Raw genomic sequence first — 14,877 nt, 5'->3', positions numbered from 1 at the left:
TTTAAAGTATCCTGTGTTTCAAGTACATCAAGTTTTAACTATGTTTATTTTAAAAATAATATAAAAAATTGTCGATATTTTTGTTAAAATAAGTCTAGGACTATAAGTAATAGGGGAGAGGCATATAGTGAAAAGAGCGAACAGGTTAAGACTTCTAATATGTTGTCTGTTAATTTTAGGATTTACATTTCATGCCATACATATACAGGCATCAACGGTAAAGGATGAGTACCAGGTATCAAGTGGAACTTACTATCAGGAATTACAGGTAGGTCAACAGGATTCTCCTAATTCCATGCGTGTCATGGAAATAGACTTAAGTGATACATATACGAATGTAGAGGTTGGCTATCCATCATCTTTAACCACATTGCAGGAAACAACGTCACAGGCCATGAAATATCATCAGGATGGACATCAGGTTGCGGGTGCGATTAATGGGGGTTTTTATTACACCCGTAACGGAGAACCCATGAATCTGATTTCCAAAGATAATCGCCTGATTAGCGCGGGCAAAGTGGGTGAATCAAATGAAGCCTATGTAAACGAATCCATTGCTTTTGGAATCGATAAAAATGGACAAGCTAAAATCGCAGAGTATGATCTTGATTTGATGTTTGAACATCAGGGGCATACATATGAAATCACCAGCCATAATAAAGAAAGAAAAAAAGATAATCTCATTTTATATACATCAAGCTATCATAATGGCTATGCCGACACCAATCCATATGGAAGAGAAGTTGTGATTAAAACAACTGCTGCACCCGATTTACAGTTTGGGGAGACATATAACGGAGAGGTTGTGGCCATTTATAAAAAAGGGGATCAGACGGATGTAGCCATTCCTGAAAATGGCTTTGTCCTTTCAGGTAATGGAGACGGAAGAACAATTCTTTCAAACTTGGAAGCTGGTGATTCTATTAATCTATCCATTGATATAAATAGTGAATGGATGCACTCAGAATTTATGCTGGCAAGCGGGCCAAGACTTGTGAAGGATGGGGAAGTCTCTTTAAGTATGAATCCGGATAGCTATCGTGCTTCATTAGTGGCACCAAGAACAGCCGTTGCGATTGATGCTACAGGCGAAAAGGTCTTTTTTGTCACCGTAGATGGCCGCCAGCCAGGATACAGCCGGGGGATGAATCTATCAGAATTTGCCAGGTATTTAGTAGATTTAGGTGCTGAATATGCTTTGAATCTGGATGGAGGTGGATCCACTACCATGGCCGTACGACAACTAGGTGATGAAAAGATAAGTGTGGTGAATTCTCCTTCCGGTGGATCTGAACGAGGGGTTTCTACCATATTAATGGGAATATCAACAGAACCGGCAGCACAATCATTATATTATCGGGACATATCACCAGGGGACACGCATTATGAAGGTGTTCATTGGATATCTGATAAAGGGATTAAGGGCTATGAAGATGGTTCATTCGGCCCTGGCAAAAGCCTCACCCGTGCTCATGCGGCTATTATGTTTACCAGAGCACTGGATTTGAAAACAGAGGAACTAACCAAAGAAACGTCAATGTTTAAGGATATCAGCACAGATCATCCATACGCCGAGTTTATTCATGCAGTTGACAAAAATGGAATCTTCAAAGGGAGAGATGGAGAATTCTTACCAGGTCAGTCCTTAACGAGACAACAAATGGCATCCACCCTTGTTAATGCCTTTGACCTTGAAAAATATCAAGCTTCTCATGTAGACATCAACTTAGGCAATGTCGGCAAGAGTCATAAAGAAAATGTACAAATTTTAGCAGATTTAGGCATTACCAATCAGCTTAATAATTATCGGCCGCGGGAGGCTGTCACCCGTGGACAGTTTGCTACTTTTCTGTATCTTTCCTATCAGGCAGTTAAGGAGTGACTGGGATTTTTTAGTTTTATAGAAAAATTAAATAGAAATATGGATGGCGGAATCATGACTGTTCTATGTTAAGGACATGATTCCGCCATGATTCTTTAATCATTCAAGCATTTTCTCATCACTTCAGGACGTCTAATAATTTATTTGCTGTTACAGGACCTGAAATTCCATCTACACTCAGACCATATTTCTGCTGGAAGGTACGGACGGCATCCTCTGTTTCCTGGTTAAATGTACTTGTTACATTCCCTAAAAAACCTATCCGCTTTAAATAAATCTGGAGGAGGGTAACATCAGCCCCCTGGTTCCCTGATCTTAGGTTTTGATTAAACAGAGAATCACCTTTGACTTCATGAATTTTATCAGCAGAATTCGTCAGCACAACGGCCATTTGCGCTCTTGTGACAGAGTCTCCAGGTCTGAATGTTCCATCCTGAGAACCTTCAAAGATGCCCTGTTGTTTCATATTTACGATAGCATTATAAAACCCATTGTCCTCGGAGACATCTCGAAAGGAAACATGTTCATTTGCTTTAGCCGGGTCATAAACATCGGATAGAACATTATCCAGAACAGCAGCCATTTGCTCTCTTGTTAATTCTGAACGAGGTTGAAACGTACCATCTAAACGTCCTTTAAACACCCCATGCTGCTGAACGATTTCAATGACCTCCCAGGCCCAGTAATCAGTCCCCACATCTGTAAAGGTTGCTGTATTCCCAAGGGGTTCAATAGGCTTTAAATCAAAAATTTTTACAAACAGTGCTGCGGCCTGAGCTCTGGTTAACCCATCGTTTGGTGCAAACGTTGTGTCAGTCCGCCCTTGAAACCAGTCCTTTTGATACGTATATAGAATTTCATCATGAGCCCAATGCGTCCGGGTATCCTTAAAGGGTAATAAATCTTTGGTCTGGTCGGCAGTTTGAACATCCGGGCTGTTATCTGGCGTATGCTCATGGTCTGACAGCCACATGCCATAGTTATTCCATACAGACGTGTTTTCCTGACCTAAACTCCAGGATCCTGTACCCTTGAGGTTATATTTATGGACAAGATCGATTTTCGCATGAATGGATTCATTATTTTCGTACCAGACCTCATAATTTCCAGGTTTCAATGTTCTTCCCGCTATTGTAGTAGCTGGATCGCTCGCTTTAATAGTAAACGTGGCTTTAGGGGATTGACTTTGTTCATCAAAGGTGACCGCACCATTATATTTCGAAATCAGCATTTCCACTTGTGTGTTCGATGCCCCATATCCCCCAGTACTTTCGGCATCATTCCAGTAGCGTCCGAAGAATGGGAGTCCTAATACAATTTTTTCTGAGGGGACGTTATCTCCGTTAATCATCGTCTGGATGGTCTTTTCCACCCAGGATATACTCGCTACTGGTCCTGGATCACCACCCTGGAAATGCTCATCATAAGCCATCACCATCAAATAATCTGCATATTTAGCTAATTCTTCGTTATCATAGGAGCCGTGCCAGCCCTTTGTCCACTGATTGGGATTGGCTGCAACAGCTACGGAGATTTCCTTATCAACCGGTAATTTCTCCCGAAGCAGTCGCACAAAATCGGTATAGTGATCACGGTCTGCATCTGTTACATTTTCGATATCTACGTTTACCCCGTCTAACTGGTTTTCAATAATAAAATTTGCGATCTGATCAGACAGGAGTTCTCGGTTTTCAAGAGCAGCTCTTCCTACTTCACGATCCCAGTGGTTGCTTACGAATGGAACGACACGAATGCCACGTTTGTGCATTTCATCCACAAAGGTTTTATCAAATTTACTGGTGATCGCCAAGGATCCGTCCGTATTTAAATCAAAGTAGGAAGGTGCAATCACGTCTAGATTTCCATTTGTCTGTTCAACCGATTGTATGTTTTGCTGTGTACTACCAAAATATAAATAAGACATATTAAAAGACGCATCATGCGCACTTACGTCCTGTAAAGGCACAGCCATTAAAAGGGTTGTTCCAATCATAATATTGGCCGTTACGATCCGGACGCCACGCATTCTTTTTTTAATAAACTGATGTACTCTTTCCTTTAGGTCTTCCTTCATTTCATCAGGTCTGTCGCCCAATTCTCTGGCAAACTCACTATCATTGGGATCTACATAGAGATAAATTTCATACCCATGTTCGGTTTCCTTTAATCTGTAGTGAACAAATTCCATTGAATATCACTCCATCATGGTAACCATGTTCATTTTAGTATGTCACGTCCATGTCGAATTTAAACGAATGAGTATTTTCTATTATTTTCATTTCCGGCAGAAAACCGTATAATAGAATCAGGAAGATTTACATAGGGGAGAGGATAAATTTGAAAAAGTTTAAAGCATTTTTAGTAACGTTAATTATGACATTGACAGCGATTTCAGTATTGACTTTAGTACCAGAAAATTATGAAGCTGGTAATCTATCTATTAAGGAAAAGAAAGAAATCATTTCAGATATTGCCCGTGAGTATGATATTCCGCCAGAAATTTTAAAGGCGATTGCCTACGAGGAAACAGGATATAAGCAGTTTAACGAGGATGGGTCACCTTATATTTCAACTGACGGCGGGATTGGGATTATGCAAGTAACACCAGGCAACATTGATTTTTCCGTTAATGAAGAAAAACTTAAGACTGACATTAGGTATAATATTGAGGTAGGCGCTAAGGTTTTAGATAATAAATGGGATTTGGATACACCAAAAATAAATAATGGAAGCCGTCATATCCTTGAAAATTGGTATTTTGCCATAGCGGCCTATAATGGGCTGTCACGTGGCAATGACCCCAATGTCAATTCAGGTGACACTTACCAGTTTGGTGTCTATAAACGTATAGAAGGTGCTTCATTAATTTTCTGGGATGAGTCACCAGACTATGTATACTTTGATTTTCCTAAGTTTGATATCAATTATGAAGACGGGGATAACCGGATGCATTTCCCTGAAGGCAAAAGCTATGTAACAGAGACAGTTACACCGAGTCAGCAAATGTATGAACAGGGAGATATTGTCTATATTGATGAGCGAGATGGGTCAGTCAGCTTTTATAAAGGAGAATATGACGGTAATCCCGACAAAAAGCTCTGGCCGTATACACCTTTAACAATCAAAGGGGAACCACAAGAATTAAACGATATCGATAACGATTATGTGTACTATAAGGTGGAAAGTGCAGAGGATACGGGTCAGGTAGCCTCAGCCTATTTGAACAAGGAAAGCAAGGACCTCATGTTCAGTGATCCGATTGATGACAAACGTGCAGCGGCACTTGCCTTTGCCGCAATGAATGACTATGTGCAAGGATATCAGGATGGCAGCTTTGGCTCCAAAGATAAATTAAGACGTGAGCATGTTGCGGTTATCCTGGATAATATTTTAAATCTTTCCGCGCCGGATAGTTATGAAATGATTTCTGATGATGTAAAGAAAACAAACGATTATTATGAGCAGCTAAGAGAAGTTGAATACCATAAGTTTCTCGGTGGCGGTGGAGAGCTTCGTCCAAATGAGTATTTAACACGCTCTCAGATGGCCCAGGTCATGACAGAGGCTTTCGATTCTTATTATAGCGAACCAACTGAAACTCATACATTCAAGGATCAAGGCAAAATTTGGAATTCTGAAGCGGTAAATAAAATTTATCAAAATGACATAACCGTTGCCGATCCATTCCGTCCGAATGAAGATATTACAAGGTCACAATTTGCTATCTTTATCTATCGTACAATGGTAGATTTCTAAGCTGATAGACGAATCTTATAAATCCCTTAAACTCCCATTGCGGAATTTGTCGAAATCCGTATAATAAACTTAGTAAGGGATGAGTAGAACTGAAAAGAACGGGTTAAGACTCGTTCTTTTTTTAATCTTATAATTGTTCAATAAAAATGTATCGGCTAAGAAAGTGCATGTGACAACAAACAAAAGACATACACAAAGGGAGATAGCCAAAATGAGACAGAATAAAACAATCAGAAGAATATCGCTATTATTTCTCATTGCCATGATGTTATTTCCTTCTCGTCTATTTGCAGCCCCCTTGGAAGAACAGCAGCCCTTAACGAAACAGAATAATATAGACGTAGCTGAAAAAGAAGTGGATGTAAATACCGTTCATGACCGGAGAATCATTATAGAAGTCGTCAATAATTTAGATAATTTAGCGTTTAACCCTAAGAAATACGGGGTTACTCTCGTTGAATCCTATAAAATTTTAAAAAATAACGAATTTATTGTAGTCCGTGTACCAGAAAGCAAAGATTTTTATAAAAAACTGCGGGAAATCAATCAGGACCCTGATGTTTCTATTGCTGAACCTGTCTATATAAGAACAAGCTCTTATGTTCCTGCAGATCCTTATTATTCCAAGCAATGGTATGCAAATCGCATGGATATGTCTGAGGCATGGGAGATGACAAAAGGTTCCTCAGATGTAACAATTGCAGTACTCGACACAGGGATAAACAAAAACCATCCTGATTTAAAAGGGCGCGTATTACCAGGCTTTGACTTTGTCAATAATGATTCCTTACCTGATGATGACCACTTCCACGGAACTTTTATTGCCGGGATTATTGCTGCAAATGCAGACAGACAGGGAATGACTGGACTGGATTTTCAGTCCAAAATTCTTCCCGTTAAAGTCGGAAATCAAAAAGGAACGTTAAGCATAGAGCACATTGTTGAGGGGATTCATTATGCCATGCAACAGGGTGCTGATGTCATAAATATGAGTTATTCTTCAACTCAGCCTAGCTTAATAGAGAAAAAGGCGATTAAGGCCGCATATGATGCTGGAATCGTACTTGTGGCTGCGGCCGGTAATGACAATGTAATCACGCCCCAATATCCGGCGTCATATCCAGGTGTCATCAGTGTTTCGGCCATCGATCAAAACGACCGTAAAGCTGATTTCTCTAATTATGGTAATTATGTTGATATAACAGCTCCAGGAGTGAATATTTTTAGTACCTACTATGAAGGAGGATATGCAACAGCCGCTGGTACGTCATTTTCCGCCCCAATGGTCAGTGCCTTAGCAGGTCTCATAAAGGCCGAACACCCTTCCTGGAAAAACTATGAAATTGAGTGGGCGCTTGAAGCTGGTGCGGAATCCGGGGAAGAGTGGGAAAATGTAAATGGTTATGGGATTGTGAATGGCTATAAGTCATTAGCTGTCAATTTACCTGATTGGACACAGGATGCCCCGGATACACAAGCAGACGCTAAGAGTATCAATTCCTCAGAGAAACAAAAGGTAGACCATCCTATGGATCAGGACTGGTATAGTTTTAAAGTAGATTCCTCGTCAACTGTGGAAATCAACATTCATAATCATTCTACTACTCTTAATCTAGTGGGAACGGTATATGATGATAACGGTAAACGCTATAAAATGGATCAAGGGCATATTGGAGAAGGGGAACAATATCAATTTCAGGCTGAAAAGGGAACGTACTTCCTGAAAGTCCATGATTTCTATGATCACTGGTCCAGTCAGCCTTATGAGATAGAAATAACCGGAACAGCAAATGCGGCAAAAAATCAAGATGTCAAGAGTGTTTTCCCTGATGTAGACCGCTACGTCGAACCTATCAAGCTATTACATGATAGAGGAATTATCCGTGGATTTTCAAACGGTACATTCAAGCCTGAGGCTAAGGTAACCAGACTTCAGGCTATTCAGATGATTTTGAAGGAAAAAGGAATAGACTTTGAAAATGCAGTTGTTCAGAATCCCGGGTATAAGGATGTAGATCCGGACACATATGGATATAAAGCGATAGCAAAAGCGTCCGAACTAGGTATTGTACATGGAAATTTAAAGGGTGAATTTAATCCTAAAGATAATCTTACCCGTGCACAAATGGCAGCTATCGTAGTTAATGCTTACGATTTAACAGGTTCCATGGAACAGGACTTTTCTGATGTATCGAAGGATTATTTTGCTTATGACGTCATCAATACCTTGGCAGCAAACGGGATAACAAAAGGTTATGAAGACAATACCTTCAGACCTTCTCTAAAAGTTAGCAGGGAACATTTCTCTGTTTTTCTCTATAATTATATTCAGCAGCAAAAATAAGAATTTTTAAAGAAATCATGAAAAAATACCCTATATTTTGTCGGATAACTAGTTTAATATTGTAATAGAGACTTACAGGAAGGGAGGGGAACAACAAGTGGAAATTAGGTTGAACCAAAAAATCTTAATAACTTTAATGATGATGTTCATTCTCGTACTTTTTCCTTTCATTGTACATGCAGATGGAACCAGTAGATATTCAGATGTGAGTCCAGAAGATTCCCATTATCCAGCTATAATGAAACTGACAGATATCGGGGTCATCAATGGCAAAGGCGATGGTACATTTGGATATAAGGAAAAATTAATTCGTCGGCACGGTGCAGTACTCTTTTATGAAGCTCTTAAGAACACAAATGCAAAAGAAATTCAGGCTAATACTAGCGAAGAAATTCAGGCTGTACTTAACAAATACTATGAGGATGTAGACATGGATAGTATGTACGCCAAACAAATTGCCGGAGTCACACCAGGTGTTTTTAAAGGGAATCATGGAGTGTTTGGCCCAACTGATAAACTAACCCGACAGCAAATGGCGACTACGATTGTCAAAGCCTTTGATCTACAGGATAATGGAACCAATCCTGGGATTAACTTAAAAAATGTCTATAAAGATCATAAAGTAAATGTAAAGATTCTTGCTCAATATGGGATAACAAATCAATTAGATGATTTTAGACCAGGCGAAACAATCACCAGGGGCCAGTTTGCAACATTTCTCTATAAAACCATGACATCCCTGGATTTAATAGAAGAGTATGGAACTGTACCTGATGACAATAACACGGTACCGAATGCACATAAAACAACGAATTACGATATAAATTTCTCCGATGTTATGAACAGACAAATGCAAAAGACCCCAAAAGTAGATGGAGCAGGTCAATTTTTAGCTAGTGAAGAATTAGTAAAATACTATGCAAATCCAGCAAACTTTGAAAAAGGAACCAGTGCATACTATCAATTTTTAGTTCTTTCTGGAACCTCTGGATTGTCAGCAGAAGAGATCAATAACAAAATACTTGCTGGAAAAGGAAGCCTTGAGGGTACGGCAGATGCATTTATAGAAGCAGCAAAGAAGTATAGTATAAATGAATTATACTTAATTGCCCACGCATTACATGAAACAGGGAATGGAACCTCTGCATTAGCTTCTGGATATCCAGTTTCAAAAGTAGATGGGAAAGAAGTCACTGAGAAAACAACGTACAATGTATTCGGAATTAGGGCGTTTGATTCCTGTCCAATAAAATGTGGCTCCGAGCATGCTTACAAAGAAGGATGGTTCACACCTGAAGAGGCTATCATTGGTGGGGCAGCATTTATTAATAATGGGTACATTGGACAAGGTCAGGATACATTATACAAGATGAAATGGAATCCAAGAGACCCTGGCGATCATCAATATGCTACTCACGTCATGTGGGCAGTCATTCAAGCTAAGAATCTGGAGAACATGTTTGAAAATGATGACCTTCATAAAAACGTAGCACTCCAGTTTGAAGTACCAAAATATAAAAATCAGCCTTCTGCATCAAGAAAGCCAACAGGAGAAGCAGCCTATCAGATTGATCATACTTTAAGAGGTGCATTAGGAAAAACATCAACATCTGACCTACGTATACGTAAAGCGCCATACGAAACCATTATCACAACCTTAAGCAAGGGTACAAAATTAGAAGTCATAGGTGAAAATGGCGGATGGTATAAGGTGAAAACAGCCAATCAGACAGGCTGGGTATCAGGAAAATATGTTGACTTTACCAATCTGCTGCAAACCATAAAAATCGACACCTCCTTAAATGTTAGGGTAAAACCTGAAGGCACCGTAGTCGGTTCTCTTGGAAACAAGGAAGTAGTATTTGGAGTACTAAACGATGAAGGAAACCTTGTTAAGGATGGGGACTGGTACAAAATTATTTATAATGGCGAACCAGCCTGGGTTCACGGAGACTTTATTAAAGAACTATAAGATTGGACAAGCTGCATCACTTAGGTGGTGCAGTTTTTTGTGCTTTGAAATAGTTTTGTAGCGTTCATTAAGAATGATTAAACAAAAAAGCCTTGCAGAGATTGCTTCTCCACAAGACTTCGTGTCTCCCGCTGCTTTAGTTCTCTAAAGTGGTGAGGGACAGTCCCCAGGTATGGTTTATTGATTATTAACAGGAAACACCTGCCATTTGGATAAATCCAGCTCTTCTGTTTGAATCATGGATGATGGAAAGATAAAGGTCCATGGTTTACTCGTGTTTGCCTTAACCTCAAAGTCCTCCAGTTTAAAGGTCCCTTTGGCAATGACCTCATTACTGCCATCTTTAAATGCTAATGGGATTTGCTGAAAGCTGATATTTTTCTCTGAACCATTACGAATCAGGACTGTTACGGACAAATCCTTTTGATCGGTCTGATTTGCACTGATTCCCATAAAGTTCACTTCACCTGGCTTTAATGGGGAAGCGTTGGCCACGATTTTCTCAAGCCCTGCTTTTGTCTCATCGGGAATCTTGTTTTCCCATGAATCCGGAAGATCCAGCTGATGCTTTTTCTTTAATTCAAAAGCTATCGCCCAGTCATCATTGTCAGATAGATCTACTTTATTTACGAGATCCTCTTTCCGGAAGGTGAATTTAAGTGGTCGAGCAGAATTAGGGGGTAAGGTTCCCAATTTACTCATATCAAATTCTTTACGTGCAACGACATTTTTGTCAGGATCCAGTAGTAAAATGTTTGTATTCCCAAATGAGATCGGCTTCTTTACTGTACTCCGAATTAAGGTATTCACACTATATCCATCATTCATTAATGGCTTTAGTTCTATTCCGTAAACAGAGATTTGATTCTTTTTCAATTTAGGGCTCACAGTATTATGGAAGGCATAGACATAACGATCTTCATTTCGCATGTTCCATTCGTCAGGGATGGACAATTCGGTTTCAATCCCTTCGACAGAATCATCAACCTGATTGTCCTGAAGCATATCTTCTGTAACAGTCTGACTTTCTTCCGCTTTCTTTTTCTTTCTTCCAAACATGAACGCATCCCCCTTAGTTATTCTGTTCCTTTTCTAAAATATTCTGGAAGAACTTCTTCATTTGGCTGCAAAGTTCATAATATAAGTCGTTATACATCGCCTCAAACATATCATAACCCTCATTTTGGAAGATACGGAATGGATCCTCTTGTTGATAGTGACGAATCCCAATCCCTTCCTTCAGTTGGTTCATCGCATCCAATTGACGTTTCCATAAAGTATCGATGACATATAATGCAATGTTCCGTATTGTGTTTTGCACATCCTGCTTATTTTCAAAATGCTGAAGGGTATCAATATGCCCCTGAATATAGGGTTTAACAAAGGATTCTACATCTTGCCGTGTTTCAAAATTCTGCCCTTCGAATGACAGGGTTGGCAACAGAATATGGTTCAGGGAATCCTCCAACTCTACTAAATTCCACTCCTCAGGTACAATTTCCTCGGAACAAAAATGAGCAATGATATCATTAGGAGTATTCTTTGTCTGCTCCAGTAAAAATTGAAGGGGGCTTTCTGCATCCAGCAGAGAGTCCCTAAACTGATAAATAATTTTACTTTGGTCATTAATAATATCTTCCAGTTTAAGGTTAAATTCACGATGCGAGAAGTGAACGCCCTCACTAATCTTTTGAGCTGTTTCTACAAACTTAGGAATGCCTTTGTTCGTGACAAGGCCTGTTTCATCTGATTTCAGCTTTGGCCGAAGTCTTTCGAGCTCGTCTGAAGCATAGCGTATGAAAAGATTATCCTCAAGAGATATAATAAATTGAGTTGATCCTGGATCTCCTTGACGTGCTGAACGGCCTTTCAGTTGGTTATCGATACGTCTTGCTTCGTTTCGTTCCGTTCCAATTACATGGAGCCCGCCAAGTTCAGCGACACCGTCCCCAAGCATGATGTCTGTACCTCGACCTGCCATATTGGTAGCAATGGTAATTTGATCCTTTTGCCCGGCCATGGAAATCAATTTGGCTTCCTGCTCAACACTTTTTGCATTAAGTAATTCAAAGTCCAAATTCGCTTCATTCAAATAATCCGCAATTTGTTCAGATTGGACAATCGTTCTGGTCCCAATCAATACAGGTTGTCCTTTATCATGACGTTTTTTGACTTCCTTCACAAGCTGGGCGTATTTCTGCTCTTTGGTTAAATAAACCATATCGGGCAGATCCACACGAATATTAGGCTTGTTTGGAGGTACCTGTACAACTTCCATGTTATAGACACTTTTGAACTCGGTCTCCTCTGTCTTAGCCGTACCTGTCATTCCGCTTAATGTTGGGTACATGCGGTAATAATTCTGAATGGTAATGGAAGCCTGCGTTTTGTTTTCGTCTGTATTTGGTACGCCTTCTTTAGCCTCAATCGCCTGATGAAGTCCATCACTAAGACTGCGCCCTTCCATGACACGACCGGTATTCATATCCACCAGCTTTACTTCATCCTCTTCCACAATGTAGTCGACATCACGCTCAAATAGCATTCGGGCACGTAACGCCTGCAGAAGGGCATGGAAAAGGGAGCTGTGTTCAAGATCAAACAAGTTATTAATACTGAAGATCTTCTCGCATTTATTCAGTCCCTGGTCAGTAAAGTTAACAACCTTTAATTCACGATCAACGGTAAAGTCTTCATCTTGCTTCAGTGTTTTAATCACCTTCGCACATACTCCATAAAGGTTCTGTATAGGCTTGTCTTTTCCGGCAATGATTAATGGAGTTCTTGCTTCATCAATGAGCACACTGTCAATTTCGTCAACAATAGCGTAATGATAAGGGCGTTGTACTTTTTGATCCAGGGAACGCACCATATTGTCACGTAAATAATCAAAGCCAAATTCTGTTCCTACACCATATGTAATGTCACAGTTATAGGCCTCTTTTTTTTCCTCTGAACCCATCATAGGTACATTCAAGCCAACGTTTAGCCCAAGAAATTCATGGATTGGGCCAATGAGTTCTTTGTCACGGCTTGCCAAATACTCGTTTACAGTAATTACGTGAACTCCTTTTTGTTCCAAGGCAACTAGATAGCTTGGCAGGGAGCCTACAAGAGTTTTCCCTTCACCGGTTGCCATTTCCGCCACTTTCCCGTCAAGAAGTGTCAGACCTGCCAGTAGCTGTACATCATAGTGGCGTAATCCAAGCACACGTTTAGAAGCCTCACGTACAACTGCAAAGGCCTGTGGGGCTATGTCGTGAAGAGTTTTTCCATTCGTAAGTTCCTTTTTAAATTCATCTGTTTTCGATCTAAGCTGGGCATCAGTGAATTGTTCAAAGTGGCTTTCAAGCGAATTGATTTTTTCTACCGTTTTTTTATATCCTTTTATATTACGATCGTCTTTAGTAAATGGTTGTTTATTAAGAACGCTCATACGTTTAATCTCCTTAATTATGGATTATGCTAAAAAATATTATAACATGAATGAAATAGCCAATCATAAGGAAAATGTGGGAAACTGTCTAATATTGTTGTTTATTATGCAAGGGCTTCATGTTAAAATGATAGAATGAAAATGTATTATCTGATGGTCGGTTATCGGTTGTAAACGGTCGGCATTCATGATATAAATGAATTTCATTGAGTATAGGGGAGATAAGCCCTGAAAAGGATTGAAAATAACATGGTAATTGGTATTGTGGGGAATTATGGTAATAACAATCAAGGTGACGAATCCATCTTAGAAGGAATTCTCGTTTTATTAGAGAAGACCCATAATATTGAACGGAAGAATATTATTGTATTTTCCAATCAGCCTGAATATACAAGCAGGAAGTATGGCGTTCAATCAACAAAGCTTTATTTCAAAAAGACAAATGGGTTTACTACACTTTTTCATACGCTGGTTCGCAATTGGAAAACCATTCGAAAAATCGATTTGCTTTTGGTTGGCGGCGGCGGTATTTTTATGGATTTATATGGACGAGAACCATTTTTATATGGGATGTATGGATGGATAGCGAAGTTAGCAAAGACTCCCGTTGTATTATATGGAGTTGGCGCTGGTCCGATTATTACACGCACGGGAAAGAAATTATTAAAATCACTGGCACACCTTTCAGATCTTGTTACAGTTCGTGACCCGAAGTCGAAGGAACTGCTTATCTCCATTGGTGTTAAATCCCCTGTATATGTCATTGGCGATCCGGCCTTTCAGGTTCCGATCCCTGAGAATATAGAGAAACCTTCTGTGAAAGGGGATAAAATCCGATTTGGAGTAACAGCTGTTCCCTTTTATAACAGCACTTACTGGCCAGAGGAAAATACGAATATGTACGTGGATTATGTGGAAGGGATGGCTGCAAACCTGGATATGATGCTGAGCAGGTATCCAAATGCTGTTATAAATTTCTTTTCAACTAAATATCCTCAGGACATGATGGTGACAAAGGATATACAGAAGAAAATGAAGTATTCAGACAGAACTTCTACATGTGATCAGGCCATGACTCATGGTGAAATTGTAGAATTTGCCAGTCAGCAGGATGTTGTGATTGGGACAAGACTCCATTCACTTATACTTGCTTTAGTATCTAATACGCCGGTTATTTCAGTATCCTATCATCATAAAGTGTACGACCTTATGGAAATGATGGATTGTACCGAATACACCATTGAGATTGGAGATCTGAATCAACAACCGTCTTTCTTCTATGAATCTTATCATCATATGGCTCAGAATTGGGAGGAAACCCAAAAACGTTTTGAACAAATATCAGAACATATGAAAGGGATGGCTTACCAAGGTATGGAGCTGGTAAAACAGCAGTTCCACCAGAATGAACAGGATTTGACTTATGCCAGGGAGAATGATTAAAAGGATAGGAAACACCATTAGTCACCCAGAAAAGAGGCGAGTAC

The 14,877-nt window shown here is 39.7% G+C and carries 8 protein-coding genes; 5 read left to right on the top strand and 3 right to left on the bottom strand.

The genetic code is table 11. From position 1 onward, the window contains the following. The first annotated feature begins 127 nt into the window (after positions 1-127). Positions 128-1,882, top strand: a complete 1,755-nt coding sequence (locus ACZ5OK_RS15495; RefSeq protein WP_343838388.1) for a phosphodiester glycosidase family protein — start codon at positions 128-130, stop codon at positions 1,880-1,882. A 118-nt stretch (positions 1,883-2,000) separates the two neighbouring features. Here the strand turns inward: ACZ5OK_RS15495 and ACZ5OK_RS15490 are convergent, their stop codons facing one another. Beyond that, positions 2,001-4,070, bottom strand: coding sequence for a glycosyl hydrolase family 18 protein (locus tag ACZ5OK_RS15490; RefSeq protein WP_343838386.1), 2,070 nt, complete (start codon positions 4,068-4,070; stop codon positions 2,001-2,003). Between the two features lie 149 nt (positions 4,071-4,219). On the opposite strand from ACZ5OK_RS15490, the gene ACZ5OK_RS15485 reads away from it, so the two are divergent. The 3 genes from ACZ5OK_RS15485 to ACZ5OK_RS15475 all read left to right on the top strand — a co-directional run bounded on the left by ACZ5OK_RS15485 (position 4,220) and on the right by ACZ5OK_RS15475 (position 9,954). Then, positions 4,220-5,638: an S-layer homology domain-containing protein gene (locus tag ACZ5OK_RS15485; protein WP_343838383.1), complete on the top strand. Its 1,419-nt coding sequence runs from the start codon at positions 4,220-4,222 to the stop codon at positions 5,636-5,638. A gap of 211 nt (positions 5,639-5,849) precedes the next feature. After that, entirely contained in the window at positions 5,850-7,982 is a 2,133-nt protein-coding gene (locus tag ACZ5OK_RS15480; RefSeq protein ID WP_343838381.1) for a S8 family serine peptidase, read from the top strand. A gap of 136 nt (positions 7,983-8,118) precedes the next feature. Next, positions 8,119-9,954 (top strand): SH3 domain-containing protein, encoded by a 1,836-nt coding sequence (locus tag ACZ5OK_RS15475; protein WP_343838378.1) that lies wholly within the window; start codon positions 8,119-8,121, stop codon positions 9,952-9,954. 177 nt (positions 9,955-10,131) lie between these two features. Here the strand turns inward: ACZ5OK_RS15475 and ACZ5OK_RS15470 are convergent, their stop codons facing one another. After that, complete coding sequence (locus ACZ5OK_RS15470) at positions 10,132-11,013, bottom strand: accessory Sec system S-layer assembly protein (RefSeq protein WP_343838376.1); 882 nt, start codon at positions 11,011-11,013, stop codon at positions 10,132-10,134. 13 nt (positions 11,014-11,026) lie between these two features. Then, positions 11,027-13,390 (bottom strand): accessory Sec system translocase SecA2, encoded by a 2,364-nt coding sequence (gene secA2, locus ACZ5OK_RS15465; protein WP_343838374.1) that lies wholly within the window; start codon positions 13,388-13,390, stop codon positions 11,027-11,029. A 249-nt stretch (positions 13,391-13,639) separates the two neighbouring features. On the opposite strand from secA2, the gene ACZ5OK_RS15460 reads away from it, so the two are divergent. Then, positions 13,640-14,833 carry a polysaccharide pyruvyl transferase family protein gene (locus ACZ5OK_RS15460; RefSeq protein WP_343838372.1) on the top strand — a complete coding sequence of 398 codons (1,194 nt, stop codon included), beginning with the start codon at positions 13,640-13,642 and terminating at the stop codon, positions 14,831-14,833. Positions 14,834-14,877: the final 44 nt, after the last annotated feature.

The sequence above is a fragment of the Salinibacillus aidingensis genome, assembly GCF_055393355.1.
The sequence above is the reverse complement of the archived record's forward strand: the minus strand, read 5'-3'. Positions and strand labels throughout refer to the sequence as shown.

Excerpts from the sequence above, each read along its gene's own strand:
- ACZ5OK_RS15490 (WP_343838386.1), bottom strand. The coding sequence starts at position 4,070 with ATGGAATTTGTTCACTACAGATTAAAGGAAACCGAACATGGGTATGAA.
- ACZ5OK_RS15480 (WP_343838381.1), top strand. The coding sequence starts at position 5,850 with ATGAGACAGAATAAAACAATCAGAAGAATATCGCTATTATTTCTCATT.
- ACZ5OK_RS15475 (WP_343838378.1), top strand. The coding sequence starts at position 8,119 with ATGATGATGTTCATTCTCGTACTTTTTCCTTTCATTGTACATGCAGAT.
- ACZ5OK_RS15470 (WP_343838376.1), bottom strand. The coding sequence starts at position 11,013 with ATGTTTGGAAGAAAGAAAAAGAAAGCGGAAGAAAGTCAGACTGTTACA.
- secA2 (WP_343838374.1), bottom strand. The coding sequence starts at position 13,390 with ATGAGCGTTCTTAATAAACAACCATTTACTAAAGACGATCGTAATATA.
- ACZ5OK_RS15460 (WP_343838372.1), top strand. The coding sequence starts at position 13,640 with ATGGTAATTGGTATTGTGGGGAATTATGGTAATAACAATCAAGGTGAC.